We start from the raw sequence: 20,683 nt of genomic DNA, 5'->3' as shown, positions 1-20,683 counted from the left end.
GGCTCAATCTTCGCCCATTGGGCATCCGTCAGAACATTGCGATCCATCCTGACTATGAATCACATCAGCCTCCGAGTGTGAATCCCCACAGACCCTAGTGTTTCTGTCTATGCGTGGGTCTGATGCTGCCAAGGCGCGCCGCTTTTCAGCATGGCGTTTGCGAAGGCGATGATAACCGGCTTATGCGGCTTGTGCGCAGGCCTTCTTCTTTCGCGGCCGCTTGGCCGCTGGTTGTTCAAGAGGGGCCGCCGCCGCTTCGGCATCCCGTGCCAGTCTGAGCCTCCGCAATCGCTTGCTGTTGGCGTCTCGCTGGCTGATCTCGCTCGAGATTATCTCTCTTGCCGCGTCGTTCGTTCGATCCCACAGGGTCTGTGACGCCGTGACCTTGAACAGGGCTTCGGCTTTTTTTGAGGCCATTGTGTCGCTCCTCGATAAGTTGCCCGGCCCTGACAGGGCCGGGCACTGGGAGTCTGGGATCAGGCCAGTGTAAGGTTCGAGGCGGAGTCACGGCCATCGCGACCGCGTTCCACATCAAAGGTCACTGCCTGACCATCAGCCACCTGATGGATGCCGGCGCGTTCCAGCGCCGAGACGTGAAGGAAAATGTCCTTCGTGCCGTGTTCAGGCTCAATGAAGCCAAAACCTTTAGTTGCGTTGAACCATTTCACGGTGCCGTTGGCCATCGTGAGATCTCCTCATTGGTGCCACCCGCTGAATGCGATGGCCTGGCTTGGCGTCATCAAAGAGCGACTGAAGCCAGAAGGAGACAGAAGTCGAAGGAACAGCGTTGCCATAGACAGGTGGGCATCATACCGCCCCATTACAAGGGCGGTGCGATGGCGTCCCGAGCGTGGCGTCGCTGGCAGGGGTTATCATTGCCCGACGTTATTCCTTCAACCGGCCCGGATCGCGTTTGGCGCAGCGGAAAGAAGACTGATCGCGCATCCGCCAATCGTGGATGCCGGAGACGTGTCTATCTATTCTGAATTCAGCGACCTACCCTGCGAAAATCCGTCGCGCATCGACGGCCAACAAGGAACTGACCGATGGCCAAAGGCATGAACAAGCGAAAACGTGACGAGAAAAAGCCCAAGAAGGAAAAGCCCAAGGTCATCGCCGCCGCACCTAGCACCAAGGGAACAGTGGCAGGTCTTGCTGTGAAGCCAAGCAGATGACGGTTGATGCCGTGCCGCCAGAGGCCGGGCCGGCAAACCATGAGGGCGAGATGGTGATCATGCAGGCGATCCTGAAGAACTGCGCCGCCCTCGGGGTTGCGCCCGAGGAGGCAAAACGCATCGCCGTCCGCTCAGTCATGAACCTGCGTCGAACCCAGAGCGTCAGATAAGCCGCAGACGCTCAGTCCTTGTCCGGAGCAGCGTGTGAAAAATTAAGCCTTGCCCTCCGAATTTGGTGCTGCGGGCGCTTCCCCAGCAAGGGGGTGGGGGGCGAGAGGCGTCGGGTTGGCGTTGATGATGCGGCCGCCCCCTGATGGCATCTGATATGCCAGGTGGGTCTGCATCGGTCCACAAAGGGGAGCGGTCATGTCGAAAGTTTTCACGGTCGGGTTCGATCTGGAAAAAAATGTATTCCAGATGCATGTGACCAGGCATGCCCTTGCGGATGCTGAAGTGACCTGCGGCAACTTCTTATGCTCGTGATCCGTGCCGCCTTGATCGCCTTGTTACCGTTCGTCTCACCAGGCGCGGCGGGCGCAATGTGCTTTGAGCCGTCCGAGCCATACTGCGTCAGATCCTCTAATACCTTCGAAGATCGTTATGCTTTCGATAGCTGCCTCCAGGAAATGAAGGCTTATCGCAATGGCGTGACAGCCTTCCAATCCTGCCGAGAGGATGAGATCGCAGAAATCCAAGATGAAATTCAGCGCGCCTTACGGACGTTGGAAGAAGCAGTCAAATTTTGGAACTGCCGCGCTAAAGGTGGCACGCTTTGTCCGTAACCGACAGCAAAGCCGCCGCCCCTGCTACACTCCAGGGACGCGGCTAGAAACGCGAGAAACTCTCCCGGCAGCCGAAGTCGCATTTGGGCTAGCGCATCCCCCTAACGTCGAGATGGCGCAGACTGAAGAACAGCCATTTGATATTATAGGTGAGGCCACAAAGCCCGCTGCCCGCGCAGGACCATCTGCCAATCAAATGCTGTTCGGCATTTACGTCTTATCGTAACCGCTGGTCTTCAAGAGCCTTCAAGGAGGAGACGGCCAGGGGACCACAAGACGATACAGATGCTGGGGGAGGCGACAAGCAAGAGGGGGTGAGGCAACATGCCCTGCAACCGTTGAATGCGCAGAGGCATGCGCGAACCCAGGCGGGTTGCGTTCCCTCCGAGAACGGCAAGGTTTCCCCCGCCGCCACCTTTATCCATTCAGACGTCAGCTGCGCCCAAGCGCGTCGTAATGGCTGTTGATCCTGACATCAGCCAGAGACCGCACCCTGACTGGGGTGACAACAGCAGGGTCGCCAGCGAGCCAGTCGACAGCCCGCCAAAATGCTCTTGCGAACAGACCACGCTGTGCTGCGGGACTTACCAGTGCGTCTGCATTTGCAAGCGACGGGCGTTCGTTCTGCGATGTTTTGTAAGTTATCTTCATTTTTGTACTCTTTCACAAGGTAAAGGCAGATGCTCATGCCTGAACCGTTAACGTGGACAATCGCACTGTCCTCATCAGGAAGGCGGTTCTTCTTCTGGGACACGTCGCCTTCGTCGGCCATCTTCCGGGAAGCCTCGTCGTCTTGGCTATTCTGGCGGCCATCCAGGGCTTTGTCCTCGCTCTTGGGCTCGGCTCGTGCATCTTTTGGAGAGGCAGGAATTCGTACGGCCATTGTCCGGCCCTCTGTGAGGCAGGAACAGAACATTCTGTCGCACCTCCTAAAACATGGGGTGCATAAGGTCGTTTTGCATCAGTGATCCTGCCCCTAAGTGCCAAGCCCCGGGGAAGAAAGGAAAGAAGGACGAACTGCTCCGCGCCGATGTTTCGCGCATGCACTTGGTCCCCAGGTCTCCCGCCTCTGCAACTCTCTGCCTGGCCGTCGGGAGAAGCTGGCTTCTCCTCGCAGCGGCAGATGGTGAAATGGAGGCATTATCGAAAATCACCGGCAACTATGCGATGGCGTTCCGATCTTTGCTGTCTTCGCGCGACACCGGCAAAAAAGGCCCCGCCGCCGAAGGCGAGGCGTCACTCGTTATACAAACTGCATCGGTCCATTCCAGGCGTCATCACCGTCTCGGCCGCAAACCTACTCGCTCAGGCGTCGTGCATTGGCTGTGGCTTGCAGATGCACCGGCGCCAAGGCCAATCCGCCGGTATCCATGCTGCGTGTGATCATGCGGGTAGCATGCTCCATCGAGCGCTCTGCCAAGCCCAGCACATCGCCCGCGCGCAAAGGGCGCGCGCCCAGTAGCAGGTCGCAGAGGTGCTGCGCCTGCTTTGTGGCGTCAGCCATCATTGCCGACCATTGCTCGACAAGGGCCTCGTTGACCTTGGCGATGGCCACAACCTTCTCATGCATCATTCCACCGAGTTCGGCATAATCCCCTTGGGCAGGGCGGCAAGCCGCCTTGCCCATGACCGTCATCCGGGCTCCGATGACGCTGCGGGAAGCGGTCATTGTTTCGTTCAGGCGCAGATGGGTGTTCATCATATTGGAACTGGCCTTTTCCAGTTCGGCCCAAGCGTTCATGGCAGCGATCATCATCAGCTTATCCTTGTTCAAGCGAGTGAGGCGGCGGCAGGGCAGAATGTCCCATTCTCGCCCCATGCTGCCGCCAGATTGCGCAACCGTATGGTGCAGCAACCCTTCATGCGAGCGTGAGCGCTGTTACGCCGTTTCCGTGACGCGCGCCTGAAGCGGGCTCAACGCCTGCTGCGAACTCCGCTGCGCGATCTGCAGCATCGCCGTGTGCGAGACCGCACGGCAGATGATCCTGCTGATGGCCTATCAACGAGGTCGGGCATGACGAAGCCGTTTAGGTGGCCAGTCGGATCATGCGGATGCCCTGGGCTTTGACATATCAGCCATTGGGCAGGGGTTCGTGGCACGTCGTCGCAGACCAGAGATCAAGCGCTCAACCGATTTGCTCGGTATCTTTCCCTATGATGATGCAACCGTTCGCCTGGTCGGGCCGTTGCTGGTGGAACAGGATCACAAGTAGGCTGTCCAACGAGCCTGCTGCATGATGCTGAAACTATCGTGCCGATGGGAGAGGAACCCGTCATCAGCTTGCAATAGCGGCATCCCTATGAAGCAGGCCCGCAGCGAACAATTCGGTGACGACCAGTGCCGGCTGCACCACGCCACTGGGCACTATCGCACCGGAATAAAAATTACACAGACCTATATTGCGTTGCTGCGCAGCGCCGTTAACTTCGATGAAGTCATCGGTCCCCCGCTCCTCCGAACGCCGCGAGTTCTTCTCCGGGCATTCCATAAAACCCGTTAGGGCCAGAGCCGCAAAAGGACGATTGGCAAAGGTCAGTTCGCAGAAAACGGTGGGGGAGTTTGAGCCCTTAGGCGACAGTCCGAGGCAAAACAGCCGCAGGAAATTTTTCCAGACCCAGCAAAGGCGCCTTCCCAAAAGCTGCCGATGGGCGGTGCCATTCAACCTTGTTACGACACGACTTTCAGGCTCTGCTTTTTGTCCTGCAGATGTCCTCAGGCAGCAGGATTACCGATCCGGTGGTGCGCCGGGCTTCCATATCGGCCTGAGCCTGAGCAGCTTCCGACAGCGCGTAAGTTGTGATGTCCGGCGCACGAACGATGCCGTCTTGGATCGCTGTGAACAAGTTCTTCGCTGCTGTCTCGTATTCGCCACGATCGGCGGTGTAATGCGCGATCGACGGGCGGGTCAGAAACAGCGACCCTTTTGCTCCGAGAGAGGCGACAGGGATCGGATCAACAGGACCAGAGGCTTCGCCGAAGCTGACCATGGTGCCGCGCGGGCGCAGGCAGTTCAGCGACTTAGCAAACGTGTCGGCACCGACCGCGTCATAGACCGCGTCTACGCCCCGATCGTTGGTGATCTCCTTGACGCGAGCCTCGAAGTCTTCGTCGCGATAGTTGATTACATGGTTGCATCCATTCGCCCGGGCAATCTCGACTTTCTCGGCGGATCCAACGGTGCCTATAACAGTGATGCCCTTGCTCGAAAGCCATTGGCCGGCAATGGATCCGACACCGCCCGCGGCGGAATGCCAGAGAACCGTGTCTCCTGGCACGACGTTGCGGCACCGGTGAATGAGATATTCGACAGTCAGCCCCTTGAAGATCAAGGCTGCGACCATCCTCGAACTCAGCGCGTCCGGAACGGCCAGGGCGCGGCCGGCCGGCAGGTTGCGGGCGTGGCTGTAGGCGTTGGGAGGACCGCCCACATAGGCAACACGATCACCTACGGCGAAGGTGTTCACGCCGGCCCCGAGTGCCGTGACGATGCCGACCCCTTCCATGCCCAAGCCCGACGGCAGGGGCAGGGGCGCGCCAAAGACCCCTTTGCGATGGTAGATGTCGATATAGTTGACGCCGATGGCTTCGTGCTCGATCTGGATCTCGCCTGGGGCAGGTTCAGGAAGATCCACGTCCGTCAACTTCAGGACCGACGGGTCGCCGTAGGTGCCAAAACGAAATGCGGTTGTGGTTTGTGCCATGGAATGGTGTCCTTCTGTCGTGGTGGATGCTGTATGTGGTCATTCGCAAGAATAGCTGTCGGCAGAGGTGACCGGCCCCTCGCCACCATAGGTGAGAGCGGCGGTGCAAAATTCGGCCACGGAAGCGGCGGGATAGTCCTGCTGCGCCGGATTAAAACCCGGCCACCTATTTACCCTTCTGCGACGACAGCAGGAGGGCGTGGGGATCTACACCGTGGAACTTTATCTGAGGGTTCGCCTGGCCGTCTCTGAGGGGATGAGCCGGCGTCAGGCTGCAAAGCATTTCAACATATCGCGCGACAGCGTGGCGAAGATGGTGGCCTATTCGACGCCGCCTGGTTATCAGCGTCGCTCACCGATCCGGCGACCGAAGCTGGATGCATTCGTTTCGACGATCGAGCATTGGCTTGATGAGGATCTGAAGGTGCCGCGCAAGCAGCGCCATACCGCCAAGCGGGTGTTCGACCGCCTGCGCGACGAATGCGGTTTCACCGGCGGCTACACGATCATCAAGGATTATATACGCGAGCGGGATCAGCGTCGGCAGGAGGTGTTTGTGCCACTGGCTCATCCGCCCGGCCATGCGCAGGCCGACTTCGGTGAGGCGATGGTGATCATCGGCGGTCTTGAGCAGAAGGCACGCTTCTTCGTGCTCGATCTACCACATAGTGACGGCTGCTATGTGCGGGCCTATCCGGCGGCGGTGGCCGAGGCCTGGGTCGATGGCCATATCCACGCGTTTGCCTTCTTCGGGGCCGTGCCACAATCGATTGTCTACGACAACGACCGCTGCCTCGTCGCGAAGATCCTCCCCGACGGCACGCGCAAACGGGCAGCGCTGTTCAGTGGCTTCCTGTCCCATTACCTGATCCGGGATCGTTACGGCCGTCCTGGGAAGGGCAACGACAAAGGGAATGTCGAGGGCCTTGTCGGTTATGCCCGGCGCAACTTCATGGTTCCGATCCCACAGTTTCCGACGTGGGATGCGTTCAACGCGTTTCTGGAAGAGCAGTGCCGAAAGCGCCAGAGCGACAAGCTACGCGGCGAGAGCGAGACGATCGGCGAGCGGCTTCAACGGGACCTGGATGCCATGCGCGCCTTGCCGGCATCGCCCTTCGACGCCTGCGACCAGGTCAGCACAAAGGTCACGGCGCAGTCTTTGGCCCGCTACAAGACGAACGACTATTCCGTGCCGGTCGCCTACGGCCACCAGGTCAGCACAAAGGTCACGGCGCAGTCTTTGGCCCGCTACAAGACGAACGACTATTCCGTGCCGGTCGCCTACGGCCACCAGGATGTTTGGGTTCGGGGCTATGTCAATGAGGTGGTGATCGGCTGCCGCGGCGAGATCATTGCTCGTCATCCCAGAAGCTGGGAACGGGAAGATGTCATCTTCGATCCCGTTCATTACCTGCCGCTGATCGAGCAGAAGATCAATTCGCTGGATCAGGCAGCTCCGTTGCAGGGCTGGGATCTGCCGGACGAGTTCGCGACGCTGCGCCGGCTGATGGAAGGCCGCATGGCCAAGCATGGCCGGCGGGAATACGTGCAGGTGCTCCGTCTTCTGGAGAGCTTCGACTTTGCGGACCTGCATGCGGCGGTGAAGCAGGCGATCCAGCTCGGCGCGATCGGCTTCGATGCCGTCAAGCATCTGGTCCTGTGCCGGGTCGAGCGCCGGCCACCGCGACTGGACCTGTCGATCTATCCCTACCTGCCGAGAGCGACGGTCGAGAAGACCTCGGCGAAAGCCTACATGCGCCTTCTGTCGTCTGATGCGGGAGAAGCGGCATGAGCACCGAAGCGCCCGATATCCTGCTCGCCCATTATCTCAAAGCCCTGAAGCTGCCGACCTTCCAGCGCGAGTATCAGAAACTGGCCCGGCTATGCGCCACCGAAAGCATTGATCATGTCGGATTCCTCTTCCGACTTGCCGAGCGGGAGATGATCGAGCGGGACCGCCGCAAGGTCGAACGGCGGATCAAGGCGGCCAAATTCCCGGTCGTCAAAAGCCTGGATAGCTTCGACTTTGCCGCCATCCCCAAGCTCAACAAGATGCAAGTGCTGGAACTGGCGCGCTGCGAATGGATCGAGCGCCGCGAGAATGTTATCATTCTCGGCCCCAGCGGCACTGGCAAGACCCATGTAGCCCTCGGTCTCGGCCTGCCGCATGCCAGAAAGGCCTGTCCGTCGGCTTCGCCACGGCCGCCGCGCTGGTGAGCGAGATGATGGAGGCGCGTGACGAGCGGCGTTTGCTGCGTTTCCAGAAGCAGATGGCCGCTTACAAGCTGCTGATCATCGATGAGCTGGGCTTTGTGCCGCTGTCGAAGACCGGCGCGGAATTGCTGTTTGAGCTGATCTCCCAGCGCTACGAGCGTGGTGCGACCCTGATCACCAGCAACCTGCCTTTCGACGAATGGACGGAAACACTGGGGTCCGAACGTCTCACCGGCGCGCTGCTGGATCGCATCACCCACCACGTCAACATCCTCGAGATGAACGGCGAAAGCTATCGTCTCGCTCAAAGTCGCGCCCGCAAGGCCGGCTGAAACACCTCAAAAAATCACCGCGCACGCATAAGACCCCCGCTCGGGCTCCGCCCTCCCAGCGGTCTTATGCGTGCGCCACAGTGGCCGACTTTTGCTCTGCCCCGTGGCCGGGTTTTACTCCGCCGTTGACACCCGGCGAAGTTCCGGGTGATCGTCACCCGCCGCCCCAAATACGCGTTCAAGGACTATGAGGGCGTCATCCAGGCCCTGGCGCCGGCGCATATCATTGAAAGCGGCCTGCCGAGCGAGGCGCTGCTGGCACATATCGCCGTTTCCAAATACGCCGACGGCCTTCCGCTTTATCGCCAGGAGGGGATCTATGCCCGCGATCTGGTCGACCTCGACAGGCGGTTGATGGCGCAGTGGATGGGCCGGGTCGGCTTCGAACTGGAGATCCTCGCAGATCATGTCCTTGATGAGGTCCTGAAGGGTGCCCGGGTTTTTGCGGACGAAACCAGCCTGCCGGCCCTTGCCCCTGGCACCGGAGCCACGAAGAAAGCATGGCTCTGGGCCTATGCCCGCGATGACAGCACCTTTGGAGGGAATAGCCCACCCATGGTGGCTTACCGCTTCGAGGACAGTCGATCCGGCGACTGCGTGCGCCGGCATCTCGGGGGCTATCGCGGCATTCTGCAAGTGGACGGCTACGCTGCCTACAACAAGCTGCTGCGCAAGGACGGGGGCAATGACGGCCTGCGCCTGGCAGGATGCTGGGCCCATAGCCGACGACGGTTTTATGAACTCCACGCTGCCGGAGACAGCCGGGTCGCCACTACCACAGTGGAGCGAATGGCCGATCTGTGGAAGCTCGAGGCAGAAATGCGTGGCCAAAGTCCCGAGACGCGCGCCGCCGCGCGCCAGGCTGTTTCGGCACCCATCGTCGCGGGGCTGTTCATGCTTTGGCAACAGACCCTGCCGCGCATCTCTGGAAAATCGAAGCTGGCCGAGGCCATTCGCTATGCCGTCACCCGACGCGAGATCTTCGAACGCTTCCTGACTGACGGCCTTGTCGAATTGGACTCCAACATTGTCGAGCGCGCCATCAGGCCCCAGACCATCACGAGGAAGAATAGCCTGTTCGCCGGATCAGACGGCGGCGGCCGCACATGGGCAACCATCGCCACGCTGTTGCAGACCTGCAAGATGAACGACGTAGACCCGGCGGCATGGCTGACCCAGTCTTTGGAACGCATCGCCAACGGATGGCCGAGTGCCCAAATCGATACTCTCATGCCGTGGAATTACAAAGTCTGAACGGCCTCAGGTTCCCGCTTACTCACTACCCGAGAAGCCGTCCAAATGGACGCCCATTTTGTCGTCTCTCTCCAAGCCAACACTCCCACGCTCATGCGCGTGCAAAATGGCCCAAGCAGACTACAAGAGGCAGGAGGGGAACGGCGTCGCGCTTACGGCTGATCTGCGGCCTGCAATGCTTCGCCGACAGCACGTGTCGTGCGTCGAATATGGGTCGTTATGACAGCGATTGCTGCATCTTCGTTACGTTCCAATGCAGCGTCTAACAACGCGCGGTGCTCGTCGGAAACCAGCCGCGTTTTCGCAGTGTGGATGCGGGAAAGGCGCCGATACCGCTCATGCTGGCGGAACACGATGCCACGCAGATGAAGCGTCCAGCGGCGCTCGCAAGCGCTTACCAAAGCCTCGTGAAAGTCGAAATTTCGCCGCTCTAACTCATCCAATCTCCCTTCCAAAGAAAGTGATGATTGCTCGGCACGTTCCAGCCAATGGTATGACGTAATCACCCGGTTCTGCCATGCCTCGTTCCCACGAGATAGCGAATCTCTAAGCGCTTCGATTTCCAGCAAAAGCCGCAGCTCTCCAAGGTCGTTCGCCTCTTCAGCAGACATGCCGGACACGACAAATCCCCGCTGTTCCTGCGCAATGACCAGTCCTTCGCCTGCTAATCGAGAAAGTGCCTCGCGCAGTGGGGCTGCACCGATTTCATAACGATCGCGCAACATATCGAGCTTGAGCTTAAGTCCCGGTGCCAAAATGCCTTCGACAATGTCCGCACGCAGAAGCTGCATGGCTCGCTCACTATGCGATCGCGCAACACTTTCGGATCCCGTGATCAGTCGGTGGTCCTCAATCAGACTCAAGCTGTTCTCCCCAGTTTTGATCCACGCTACCTCGCTCCACGCTAAATTAAAATATCGAATTTTTTATTGACACAACAAAAATTTCTATCATTCCTTGGAACGGGGAGGAATTGCGATGAACGATACCGAAGGTGCATGTGCTCTGGAGTCTGCCTTGTGCCCAGACAGCGAAGCCAGATCTATCCTGGGGCAACTGGACCAGCATCTTGCCAAATGGGAAGAAGGTGCGACGGCGCTTCTCATTGCAGCAATCTTCGTGATCCTGACCGGCAACGTCATACTGCGAGCATTCGGCGCGCCTTTACTCTGGGCGGATGAGGCAGCGATCTTGCTGATGGCGTGCGCGGCCTTTCTGGGGGCGGCCGTAGCTTTGGCACGTGGGCAGCACATGGCAGTAACCCTGCTGTCCGACAACCTTCCCCCACGCCTACGGCATCCCTTGGCGATCAGCGTGGACCTGGTTGTTCTGGGCTTCTTTGTAGTGCTGGCCTGGCTGTGCTGGCGCTGGTTCGACCCGATCCATGCCTTCGGTGCTGAATCGTTGACCGCCTATTCACAACAAACCTTCAACTTCATCTACCAGGAACGAACGCTGACCTTGGGTCTCCAGAAGGTCTGGTTTTGGCTGGTGCTGCCGTTGTTTGCCATCCTGTCCATTGTCCACGCACTTGCCGCCTTGGAACGCGACATCCGCATTGCACGCAATGATCAAGAGGAGCGTGGCCAATGACCGTCGGAATGTCCTTCGTTGGCCTGCTGATGATGGGTCTACCGATCTCGCTGACGCTGGCCGTATTGGCGCTGATCTACATCGTCGTTTCAGGAAACCTTGTGCTGCTGCAATCCTATCCGCAGCAAATGTTCGGCGGGCTGGAAAGCTATGGAATGCTGGCGCTGCCGCTATTCATTCTGCTGGGCGAATTCATGAACGCCGGTGGTATCGGTCGACGGCTGATGGCTTTCGCGATGGCACTTCTGGGGCCGCTCCGGGGGGGGCTCGCCTATGTGAACTTGGGCGCCAACATGATGATGGCCTCGATCCTGGGCTCGACCGTAGCGCAGATCACCATCATGTCGCGCCTTGCGGTGCCTGAAATGGAGAAGGCGGGCTATCCGAAGGACGTTTCGGTGGCGATCACCGCAGCGGGAGGGCTGCTGGCGCCGATCATCCCCCCCTCCATGATGTTCATCATCTTTGGCGTCATTGCGCAGGTTCCCATTGGTGACATGTTCATTGCCGGAATTCTTCCAGGCATCCTGATCTTCGTTGCTTTCTGCGGCCTGATCGGCTGGCAGGCGCATCGCTACGACTTTCCGCGAAGCCCCCGGATGTCGATGCAGGAGCGTATCCGCGCAGTTGTTGATGCGATTCCGGCGGCTCTGATCCCCGCCTCTATCATCGTGTCCATCCTGGGCGGGCTTGCCACTCCGACCGAAGCTGCCACAATTGCAAGCCTATTGGCGATCATGATCGGCATGTTCGTTTATCGTGAAATGACGGCTGCCGATATCTGGCCCGCGCTTGTCAGCGCGGCGCGCGGTGCGGCGGTGGTTCTGTTCCTGATCGCGGCTGCGCAGGTCTTCAGCTGGGTCATTACCTTCGAGAACCTGCCTGCCAAGGTCGCCGCCTATATGCAGGGGCTGACAGACTCGCCGATCATTTTCCTCCTGCTCCTGAACGTGCTGCTGCTGGGACTAGGGATGATCACCGATCCAATCCCCGCGATCATTCTGGTCGTGCCGGTGTTCCTGCCGGTGGCAACCGATGTCTATGGCATTGACCCGATCCACTTCGGCGTCGTGCTGTGCCTCAATCTCACGCTGGGCCTTGTGACGCCCCCGGTCGGAACAGGACTTTTCACGGCTTCCCTTTTGTCGGGGGTCCGAGCCGAGCGAATTGCCTTGCTACTGGCGCCGTTCCTTATCGTAGCCTTCGCGGTCATTTTGCTGATCGTCTTCCGGCCCGAATTGACCTTGGCATTGGTAAGGTGGTTCTGAGATGGCCCGCATCTGGATCCTTGGCGGTGGTGTGATCGGAATGGGCTGGGCTGTGGCCTATGGCGCTGCTGGCCACGCGGCTGTAGTCATTGACCCAGCACCACACGCTTCCTCAGCGTTGAACGAAGCTTGGCAAGCAGCGCAGCCGACCTTGATCGAGATGGGCCTGTTGGGGCCGCAGAGCGTCGCACCGGTCCATGCTGCAGATACGAACGCCGCAGGTTTGGCCCCCGATCTGGTGCAGGAATGCCTGCCGGAGTGGCTGGACATCAAGCATCAGGTTCTGGCTTCTGTCGAACCGCTGCTGCCTCCCGCTGTGCTGATCGCCTCCTCCAGTTCCGGTCTGTCACCCGACGATATCGGCACGGTGCTTGCCGACCCCGGCCGCCTGGTGATTGCCCATCCTAACAACCCGCCCTGGATCATGCCCACGGTCGAATTATGCCCATCGCGCAACACAGAGCCTGCGCGGCTGGACGACCTGACCGTGTTCTATGAAGCAATGGGAAAAAGCGTCATCCGCATGAAAAAGCCGATCCTCGGCCATGTGGTAAATCGCCTGCAGGCCGCACTGTGGCGCGAGGCAATCCATCTTGCGGCTGAAGGCGTCGTATCGCTGTCTGAAACCGAACGCGCGATCAGCGAAGGCCTTGCGCCCCGCTGGTCCCTCTATGGCCCTTCGACCGTATTCCACCTTGCCGGAGGGGAGGGGGGGATGGAGCGATTCCTCGAAGGATTGGGTCCTGCTTTCCAAAGCTATTTCGACGACCTGGGCGCCCCACAACTCGATCGCGCCACCTGCGATCTTCTGGTCCGCGGCATCACTGATCATGATCCGCGCTCTACCACCGACATCATGGCCGAGCGTAACCGCATGGTTCCGCGTGCCTTTGCCGCCATCGCCCAGCTGCGAAACGATGCGGCCTGAGCTTTTCACAGGGAGGAAAGAATGACGTTTACCACGATCCTGAAGGGTGCCGCAGCAGTTTTGCTCATGGCCGCAGGCACTGCGCAGGCCACTGACTATCGCATGTCGATGATCACGCCCCCAGCACATCAGTGGACGAAAAGCGCCACCGACATGGTTGCGCGCATCAATGAGCGCACCGAGGGCCGCGTCAACATCCTGATCTTTCCATCGGGCCAGCTTGGGCCTGAATCGCAGATGATGCAGCAGATGCAGACCGGGGCGCTGGATTTCGCCTTCCTGACCTTGGGAGAGTTGGCGAACCGCGACGATGATTTCGGCATCCTGGCTGCTCCTTACTTGGTGCCGGACATCGTCACCGCGGGCAAGCTGTTGGACGGTGAGACGACGAAGAAGCTGGAGGAGAAGCTGCCCAGCTTTGGATTGAAGGGGCTTGGCTGGGCCGTTTCGGGAATGCGGCAGGTCGTGATGAGCGGCAAGGTGGAGACAGTAGACCACTTGGCCGGCAAGAAGATCCGCACCATCCCGTATGCGCCCGAACTGGATCTGTGGACCGGGTTGAAAGCGGTGCCGACGCCGATGCCGCTTCCGGCGCTTTACGACGCCTTTGCCAATGGGCAGATCGACGGGATGCAGATCGACTTGGAAGGCACCTGGAACAGCAAATACTACTCCAATGCCAGTGTGATCCTGAATTCGGACCATGGGATGTTCCCGATGCTGGCAGCAGCTTCGGGCCGGAAATGGGCGCAGATCACTCCCGAGGATCAGGCCATCATCGCCGAGGAATTTGCAGCCGAAACCGCAACCATTGTCGAGGCCTATGCAAAGCTTGAGCAGGAGTTCCTGAGCAATCTGAAAGGCACCGATGTGCCAGTGGTCGAGGTGGATCGCGAATGGTTCGGCCCAGCCATCGAAGCCTACTACGACCAGTGGAAGACCAAGTCGCCGCTGTTCGAAGGTCTGCTGCAGGAAGCTGCCGCGCTGAACTGATCCCAATAGACCGCCGCGTCGTCCGCGGCCGGCGGTTGCATCAGGAAAGACTGAAATGACTTTGAATTACCGCGACCTGCGCTATTTGCGGCTGCCTGCGCCCCAAGGGCTGGATACGGCCCGAAGCTTTGCGCTGGACAAGCTGGGCCTGCAAATGGGTGACGTCGCCAGCGATGACGTGATCCACTTCAGATCTGATGCGCGCAACTATGCGCTGGCATACTGGTCTGATGCGACCCATCCGGCCATCGGCCTGACAGTGGGTCGCCGGGAAGATCTGGATACTCGGGCCGAGGCTCTGGCGCCTTTTGGCACGGTAGAACATCTGGATGATGGTGCTTGCCGCAAGCGACAGGTGAAGGCAGGGATCGCGATCATGGCCCCGAACGGCGTCGCCATCGAAATCGTGTGGCGCCCGCTGACTTCGGGCTGGCGCTATCACGGCACCCGCGATGCAGGGATAACCGAGTTCGGCGCTGTCAGCTTGGCATGCACGGATATTGACGCGAATGAGGCGTTCTGGACCCGCGGCGTCGGCGCCAAGGTGGCCGACTGGGCCGGCGACGCGGTTTATCTGAACATCGACGATGCCCATCATCGGATTGCACTCTATCCTTCGCACCGCGACGGGGTGCTGGCGGCGACCTGGGAGGTTGAAGGCGTCAACGCCATCATGCAGAACTGGTATTTCTTCCAGAAGAACCAGATCCCCGTCGTCCACGGGCCAGGCCGGCAGGCTGCCTCGAACGCGATGTTTGTTTTGGGAGAAGGACCGGACGGCATCTATTACGGCTATCGGGCCGAAACGGCGCAAGGACTTCCACATGGCGGGCCACGTCAACTGGTTGATGACGCACGTAGCCATTGCGCATGGGGATCGCCATCCCGCGCACCCGAATTCGGAGGAGCAGGCCATGATTGAACTGAAGGACGTCGTTTATTGCCGTCTGGGCACTCGCGATCTTGCCGGGGCGGAGTGGTTCGCGGTTAATATCCTTGGACTTGAAGTATCCGAACGCCGCCGCGGCTCGACCTATTTCAAATCGAACGAGCGCGCCCATACGCTGTGCTATTTCGAAGGGAATCCGGATGAGCAAGTCACGGCGTTCGAGATAGGCTCGTCAGATGACCTGCAACGGGCGGCAGCCACGTTGCAAGCGATGGGAAGTGACGTGCATTACGGCACGCCGCAGGAATGTGACGCACGCCACGTGCGCGAGTTCATTCGCTTCAACGATCCAACCGGAAACGGCATCGAGTTCGTGGTGCGCCCCGATGTCTCGGCCGTCCGGTTCCACGGCAGCCGTGATGCGGGAATAACCGGCTTCAGCCATGTCGGACTATGCACCACCGATGCGGAACGGGATGAGGCATTCTGGACGCAGGTGTGCAACGCCCGTGTGTCCGACCGGATCGGTGATGCACCACTGATGAGACTTGGAACGATCCACCATTCCATTGCGCTGTTCCCGTTCCACAAGGCTGGCATTCAGCACATCAACCATCAGGTCGAAAGTGCTGACGATATCCAGCGCAGCTTCCATCATGTGCGCGAGAACCAGGTGAACATCACTTTCGGTCCTGGGCGCCATCCGACGTCGTCGGCACAGTTTTTGTATTTTACCGGTCCTGAGGGAATGACCTTCGAGTATTCGACCGGTGTCTGCGAAATCCACGACGAGCCACTGTGGCGGGACCGGCAGTTCCATTTCGAGCCGAAGGGTTTCTGCCAATGGGGCGCGGCGCCCCGGATCGCGGCATTCAAGGACTGACCATGCACGACAACAAGGACGAAGTGGCCCGCCGCGTGCGCATCGCGGCGCGGGCTCTGGGACGGGCTGGCCTGGTCCACGCTTATGGACACTGCTCGGCGAGAACGGGGACGGAGAGCTTTCTCGTCTGCCCTTCCATGCCCATGGCACTGACGCCGGTGGGCGCAACCTGCAAGTCCGTGCCTGTCCATGGGGACCTGCCTGAGGGTGTTCTCGGTGAGGTGCGCCTGCACCAGCAGATCTATGCCCGTCACCTCCAGGCAGGCGGCGTCGTGCGCTTCATGGGTCCGAACATGATGGCACTGGCTGCGCTTGGCCGGGTGCCCCAGCCACGGCACGGCTTTGGCTGCTACTTCCAGCCTGGGGTAGGTCTGTGGGACGACCCGCAACTCATCCGCGATGACAGTCGCGCGGTGGGCGCCATCGACGCCATGGGGCAGGGCCGGGCGCTCCTGATGCGCGGCAACGGTGCCGTGGTCTGGGGTGAAAGCATCGAAGCTGCGACCGTTCTGGCCTGGTATCTGGAAGACATGTGCCGGATCGAGCTGGTCGCCCTTCAGACCGGACTTGCCGACACTGCGCCCATCATTCCCGAGGCAGAGGCCGAGACACGCGCGACCCGCGCGGGTCGGATCATCGAACGCATGTGGGACCACATGACCGCAGGCGATCCCGAACTGGCCACCTCCTGACCAGACACGAACAAGGACAAGATTGTGACAACCTATCTCAACTTCATCGACGGCGAATTTGTCCAGGGTTCTGGCCCCACCTTTGCCAACCACTATCCCGTCACCGGTGAGGTGATCGGCGAGGTATCCTCTGCAGGCAGGGCCGAGGTCGATGCCGCAGTGGGCGCCGCCCGCGCGGCACTGAACGGACCCTGGGGCAAGATGCCCGTAGCCGAACGCGTGGCGTTGCTGCGCAAGCTCGCCGCAGGAATCAATGCGCGTTTCGACGAATTTCTGGCCGCCGAAATCAGGGACACCGGCAAGCCTGCATCTCTTGCCTCTCATATCGACATTCCGCGTGGGGCAGCGAACTTCAACGTCTTTGCCGATCAGGTGCTGGTCACGGGGACCGAATGCTTCGAAATGGATACCCCGGATGGCCGGGGCGCCGTGAACTACTCGATCCGCCGTCCCCGCGGCGTCATCGGGGTGATCTGCCCCTGGAACCTGCCCCTGCTGCTGATGACCTGGAAGGTCGCACCCGCGCTTGCCTGCGGCAATACCGTGGTCGTCAAACCGTCGGAAGAAACCCCCGCTACAGCTACTCTGCTGGGCGAGGTGATGAACGCGGTCGGTATTCCGCGCGGCGTCTACAATGTCGTCCATGGCCATGGCCCCGATGCTGCGGGCGAGTTCCTCACCACCCATCCCGGCATAGACGGGATCACCTTCACCGGCGAGACAAGGACAGGCGAAGCGATCATGCGCGCCGCCGCGAACGGCGTGCGGCCGGTTTCGCTGGAACTGGGCGGCAAGAATGCCGGGCTTGTCTTTGACGATGCCGACCTGGATGCGGCGCTCGAAGGCATAGGCCGGGCGTGCTTTGCCAACTCCGGACAGGTCTGCCTGGGCACTGAACGGCTGTATGTTCAGCGTGGCATTTATGAACAGTTCTGCGAGGCCCTGGCTGAGAAGGCCAAGGGCTTTGCGTTCGGCGACCCCTTCGCCAAGACAACCACGATGGGCCCGGTCATCAGCGCCGAACATCGCGATAAGGTGCTTTCGTATTACGCCAAGGCGAAGGCCGCAGGCGCCGAGATCCTGGCAGGTGGGGGCGCACCCGAAGTCGATGGTTTCAACGGCGGCTATTTTGTCCAACCCACAGTGTGGACCGGGCTTTCCGCTGATGCGGCGGTAGTCACTGACGAGATCTTCGGCCCCTGCACCCACATCACTCCCTTCGACTCCGAGGAGGAGGGTGTCGCAATGGCGAATGCCTCGCCCTACGGGTTGGCAACCTCGGTCTGGACCAGCAATCTGGGGCGGGCACATCGCACGGCGGCGCAGATCGAGGTGGGCATCGCCTGGGTGAACAGCTGGTTCCTGCGGGACCTGCGCACGCCCTTTGGTGGTGCCAAGGCATCCGGCATCGGCCGCGAAGGCGGCATTCATTCGATGGAGTTCTACACCGAACTCCGCAACATCTGCATCAAACTCTGAAGGACCGGCGCCATGCTGACCCAAGATGAACGCACCCGCTGCGTCGAAAGCCTGCTCGAAAGCCACCGCACGAAAAAGCAGGGCAAGCGCCCCTCCGAGATGTTTCCCGGTATCGAGATTGCTGACAGCTATGCCATCTCTTCGGCTGTGGCTGATGCCAAGGTAAAGGCTGGCGCGAAGATCATCGGCCACAAGATCGGGTTGACCTCGAAGGCGATGCAGGCAGCTTCCAAGATCGACGAGCCTGATTATGGCTACATGTTCGACGATCTGGTGCTGCAGGACGGCGCCAAGGTGAGGTTCGAGGATTTCTGCGTTCCACGCGTCGAACCCGAACTGACCTTCATCCTCAAGGAGCCGTTGAAAGGTCCGAATGTAGGACTCGTTGATGTGCTGCGAGCAACGGAATGGGTCGTTCCGTCGATCGAGATCATCGATGCCCGCGTCGAGGAACCTCGACGGATCTTCGACACGGTCGCCGACAACGGCGCTGCCGCCGGCCTGGTTCTGGGGGGTCGCCCTGTTCGGCCAACTGACGTAGATCTGCGCTGGGTGGGGGCAATCTTTTATCGCAACTCGGAAATCGAGGAAACTGGACTGGCCGCAGGTGTGCTCGGTCATCCTGCGATGGCAGTAGCCTGGCTGGCCAACAAGCTTGCGCCCTTCGATGTCACGCTGGAACCGGGACACATGCTGCTGTCGGGCAGCTTCACCCGCCCGGTCTGGGCGAAGAAGGGTGACACCCTGCACGCCGATTTCGGGCCGCTTGGCTCGGTCGCTGTTCAGTTTGTTTGAGAGCGACAATGCAAATCTCCATAAATCATTTCAAGCATCGGTTGCTTGCAGGCGAGCAGCTGATCGGCATCTGGATGTCTTCGGTCTCGCCTCTGCTTGCCGAGATGCTGTCCTTGGTCGGCTATGACTGGATGCTGTTCGACAGTGAACACGCGCCCGTGGAGGTGTCCGGCATCATGCCGCTGCTGCAGGCCGCTGCGGCCGGAAAGACGTCAAGTGTCGTGCGGCCCGCTTGGAACGACAAGGTTCTGATCAAGCGCCATCTGGACCAAGGGGCACAGACGCTGCTGATCCCCTTTGTGGAGAGCGCCGATGAGGCCCAGGCTGCCGTCCGTGCCATGCGCTATCCTCCGGCCGGTATTCGGGGTGTAGCCGGTTCGACACGCGCGAGCCGTTTCGGCCTCGCCGCCGACTACCTGCACCGAGCCGAGGAGGAACTCTGCCTGCTCGTGCAGATCGAAACCGGCACGGCAATGGAGCAACTGGAGGAAATCGCCGCAGTGTCTGGCGTTGACGGCGTTTTCATCGGGCCTTCCGACCTCGCTGCCTCTCTGGGGCACTTGGGCAACCCGGCACACCCTGATGTGCAGGAAGTCTTGCAGAATGCAGTCGCCAGATTGAAGGCCACGGGCAAGCCAGCAGGCATCCTTGCGACCAATCAGGCCGATGCGCAACGCTATCTCGACTGGGGCTATGGCTTTGTTGCTGCGTCAGTGGACACGGGGCTGCTGATGAATGCAGCGAAGGGTCTGCTGGCCAATCTGCAAAAAGGAGGCGCATGATGCTTCCCTTTGAGGGGCAAGTCGTGGTGATCACGGGAGGAGCAGGCGCCATCGGGCTGGCAACCGCTCACCTCCTGGGTGAGCAGGGTGCAAGGATCGCGCTTTGGGATGCTAATGCCGCTGCATTGGAAAACGCCATCGCCGAGCTGTCGGGCAGGGGAGTTCAATGCACCTCCCACGCAGGCGATCTCAGCGACGAAAGTCAGGTGGAAACCGCTCTAGCTGCAGCACTGACGGCCTACGGACGTGTTGACATGCTGGTGACGTCGGTCGGCGTGTCGCCGCGCGAGGATGCGATCAGCCAGAAGCTGTCGACCTGGCAGCGAAGTCTCGACGTCAATATGACTTCCATATTCCTGGCATCGCGTGCGGTTGTGCGGGAAATGATAGAACGGGGGATCAAGGGGCGGATCGTGCATCTGGGCTCGATCATGGGGCTGTCAGGGGGCGGGCTTTACCCGAACCTCGCTTATCATGCGACAAAGGGTGCCTTGGTTAACATGACTCGGGCAATGGCCTGCGAGTGGGCCGATCATGGGGTCCGCGTGAATTCGGTCGCGCCTACCTGGGTGGACACACCGTTCATCGGAGCCCTCAAGGCTGACGCGGAAGCAATGCAGCGCATCTCGGAAGTTACCCCGCTCGGCCGCTTGGCAACGCCAGACGAGGTCGCGCACAGTATAGCATTTCTCTTGAGCAGCCACAGTGCCATGATCACTGGCCACACCTTGCCTGTTGATGGAGGGTTCTTGGCAAAATGATCCAGTAGGACCCTCCTCGCTTTCATGTGATCTATCATCGAAAATCCCGCCCCTTCACCCGGATCGCATCGAGAGACAGATCGCGGATATAGATTTCCCGCGCTTTCGGCCCTTGGGGCAATGCCTCCCGCACCCCCCCCGCCACCTGCCCATGCCGTGCC

20 protein-coding genes and 2 pseudogenes are annotated in these 20,683 nt (G+C 60.2%); 17 read left to right on the top strand and 5 right to left on the bottom strand.

The window, feature by feature from the left end; translation table 11 throughout:
• Positions 1–476: 476 nt before the first annotated feature.
• On the bottom strand, positions 477–683 hold the full coding sequence (locus PARHAE_RS19690; protein ID WP_126156212.1) for a cold-shock protein: 207 nt from the start codon (positions 681–683) through the stop codon (positions 477–479).
• Between the two features lie 363 nt (positions 684–1,046).
• Here PARHAE_RS19690 and PARHAE_RS21945 point away from each other — a divergent pair, with 363 nt between their 5' ends.
• The 3 genes from PARHAE_RS21945 (at position 1,047) to PARHAE_RS21250 (ending at position 1,957) form a co-directional block, all read left to right on the top strand.
• Positions 1,047–1,175: a hypothetical protein gene (locus PARHAE_RS21945; RefSeq protein ID WP_268236168.1), complete on the top strand. Its 129-nt coding sequence runs from the start codon at positions 1,047–1,049 to the stop codon at positions 1,173–1,175.
• A complete protein-coding gene (locus tag PARHAE_RS21255) occupies positions 1,172–1,345 on the top strand; it encodes a hypothetical protein (RefSeq protein ID WP_164555323.1) in 174 nt (57 codons plus the stop codon). Before PARHAE_RS21945 ends, PARHAE_RS21255 begins: the two co-directional genes overlap by 4 nt.
• 309 nt (positions 1,346–1,654) lie before the next feature.
• Positions 1,655–1,957, top strand: coding sequence for a hypothetical protein (locus PARHAE_RS21250; RefSeq protein WP_164555322.1), 303 nt, complete (start codon positions 1,655–1,657; stop codon positions 1,955–1,957).
• Between the two features lie 1,297 nt (positions 1,958–3,254).
• Here PARHAE_RS21250 and PARHAE_RS19685 read toward each other — a convergent pair.
• The 3 genes from PARHAE_RS19685 to PARHAE_RS19675 all read right to left on the bottom strand — a co-directional run bounded on the left by PARHAE_RS19685 (position 3,255) and on the right by PARHAE_RS19675 (position 5,659).
• On the bottom strand, positions 3,255–3,713 hold the full coding sequence (locus PARHAE_RS19685) for a hypothetical protein (RefSeq protein WP_126156211.1): 459 nt from the start codon (positions 3,711–3,713) through the stop codon (positions 3,255–3,257).
• Positions 3,714–4,233: 520 nt separating this feature from the next.
• The gene (locus PARHAE_RS19680) at positions 4,234–4,620 is read right to left on the bottom strand and encodes a hypothetical protein (protein ID WP_126156210.1); all 387 of its coding nucleotides are present in this window, start codon (positions 4,618–4,620) and stop codon (positions 4,234–4,236) included.
• 19 nt (positions 4,621–4,639) lie between these two features.
• Positions 4,640–5,659, bottom strand: coding sequence for a quinone oxidoreductase family protein (locus PARHAE_RS19675; RefSeq protein WP_126156209.1), 1,020 nt, complete (start codon positions 5,657–5,659; stop codon positions 4,640–4,642).
• 214 nt (positions 5,660–5,873) lie between these two features.
• On the opposite strand from PARHAE_RS19675, the gene istA reads away from it, so the two are divergent.
• The 3 genes and pseudogenes from istA to tnpC all read left to right on the top strand — a co-directional run.
• Positions 5,874–7,451 (top strand): IS21 family transposase, encoded by a 1,578-nt coding sequence (gene istA, locus PARHAE_RS19670; RefSeq protein ID WP_126156213.1) that lies wholly within the window; start codon positions 5,874–5,876, stop codon positions 7,449–7,451.
• A pseudogene (gene istB / locus PARHAE_RS19665) lies at positions 7,448–8,205 on the top strand (IS21-like element helper ATPase IstB). The gene istA and the pseudogene istB overlap by 4 nt, the downstream one beginning before the upstream one ends.
• Positions 8,206–8,337: 132 nt before the next feature.
• Positions 8,338–9,459 (top strand): annotated as a pseudogene (gene tnpC / locus PARHAE_RS19660) (IS66 family transposase); the annotation flags it as partial.
• Between the two features lie 152 nt (positions 9,460–9,611).
• On the opposite strand, the gene PARHAE_RS19655 reads toward tnpC, so the two are convergent.
• Positions 9,612–10,250: a GntR family transcriptional regulator gene (locus tag PARHAE_RS19655; protein ID WP_126156208.1), complete on the bottom strand. Its 639-nt coding sequence runs from the start codon at positions 10,248–10,250 to the stop codon at positions 9,612–9,614.
• A gap of 187 nt (positions 10,251–10,437) precedes the next feature.
• Here PARHAE_RS19655 and PARHAE_RS19650 point away from each other — a divergent pair, with 187 nt between their 5' ends.
• Genes PARHAE_RS19650 through PARHAE_RS19600 form a run of 11 tightly spaced genes read left to right on the top strand, consistent with a single transcriptional unit; the run spans position 10,438 to position 20,522 of the window.
• Positions 10,438–11,052 carry a TRAP transporter small permease gene (locus PARHAE_RS19650; protein WP_126156207.1) on the top strand — a complete coding sequence of 205 codons (615 nt, stop codon included), beginning with the start codon at positions 10,438–10,440 and terminating at the stop codon, positions 11,050–11,052.
• A complete protein-coding gene (locus PARHAE_RS19645) occupies positions 11,049–12,320 on the top strand; it encodes a TRAP transporter large permease (RefSeq protein WP_126156206.1) in 1,272 nt (423 codons plus the stop codon). The genes PARHAE_RS19650 and PARHAE_RS19645 overlap by 4 nt, the downstream gene beginning before the upstream one ends.
• Position 12,321: 1 nt before the next feature.
• Positions 12,322–13,248 carry a 3-hydroxyacyl-CoA dehydrogenase NAD-binding domain-containing protein gene (locus tag PARHAE_RS19640; protein WP_126156205.1) on the top strand — a complete coding sequence of 309 codons (927 nt, stop codon included), beginning with the start codon at positions 12,322–12,324 and terminating at the stop codon, positions 13,246–13,248.
• Positions 13,249–13,269: 21 nt separating this feature from the next.
• Positions 13,270–14,241, top strand: a complete 972-nt coding sequence (locus PARHAE_RS19635) for a TRAP transporter substrate-binding protein (RefSeq protein WP_126156204.1) — start codon at positions 13,270–13,272, stop codon at positions 14,239–14,241.
• 55 nt (positions 14,242–14,296) lie between these two features.
• Positions 14,297–15,163, top strand: coding sequence for a VOC family protein (locus PARHAE_RS19630; protein WP_126156203.1), 867 nt, complete (start codon positions 14,297–14,299; stop codon positions 15,161–15,163).
• Positions 15,156–16,013 carry a VOC family protein gene (locus PARHAE_RS19625; protein ID WP_126156202.1) on the top strand — a complete coding sequence of 286 codons (858 nt, stop codon included), beginning with the start codon at positions 15,156–15,158 and terminating at the stop codon, positions 16,011–16,013. Before PARHAE_RS19630 ends, PARHAE_RS19625 begins: the two co-directional genes overlap by 8 nt.
• 2 nt (positions 16,014–16,015) lie before the next feature.
• On the top strand, positions 16,016–16,705 hold the full coding sequence (locus PARHAE_RS19620; protein WP_126156201.1) for a class II aldolase/adducin family protein: 690 nt from the start codon (positions 16,016–16,018) through the stop codon (positions 16,703–16,705).
• 24 nt (positions 16,706–16,729) lie between these two features.
• Complete coding sequence (locus PARHAE_RS19615; protein WP_126156200.1) at positions 16,730–18,184, top strand: 2-hydroxymuconic semialdehyde dehydrogenase; 1,455 nt, start codon at positions 16,730–16,732, stop codon at positions 18,182–18,184.
• Positions 18,185–18,196: 12 nt separating this feature from the next.
• Positions 18,197–18,979, top strand: coding sequence for a fumarylacetoacetate hydrolase family protein (locus PARHAE_RS19610; protein WP_126156199.1), 783 nt, complete (start codon positions 18,197–18,199; stop codon positions 18,977–18,979).
• Positions 18,980–18,987: 8 nt separating this feature from the next.
• A complete protein-coding gene (locus PARHAE_RS19605) occupies positions 18,988–19,761 on the top strand; it encodes an HpcH/HpaI aldolase family protein (protein WP_126156198.1) in 774 nt (257 codons plus the stop codon).
• On the top strand, positions 19,758–20,522 hold the full coding sequence (locus tag PARHAE_RS19600; RefSeq protein WP_126156197.1) for an SDR family NAD(P)-dependent oxidoreductase: 765 nt from the start codon (positions 19,758–19,760) through the stop codon (positions 20,520–20,522). The genes PARHAE_RS19605 and PARHAE_RS19600 overlap by 4 nt, the downstream gene beginning before the upstream one ends.
• Positions 20,523–20,683 lie beyond the last annotated feature (161 nt).

This window comes from Paracoccus haematequi (assembly GCF_900631945.1).
GTDB lineage: Bacteria > Pseudomonadota > Alphaproteobacteria > Rhodobacterales > Rhodobacteraceae > Paracoccus > Paracoccus haematequi_A.
This window is presented reverse-complemented; position numbering and strand designations above follow the sequence as displayed.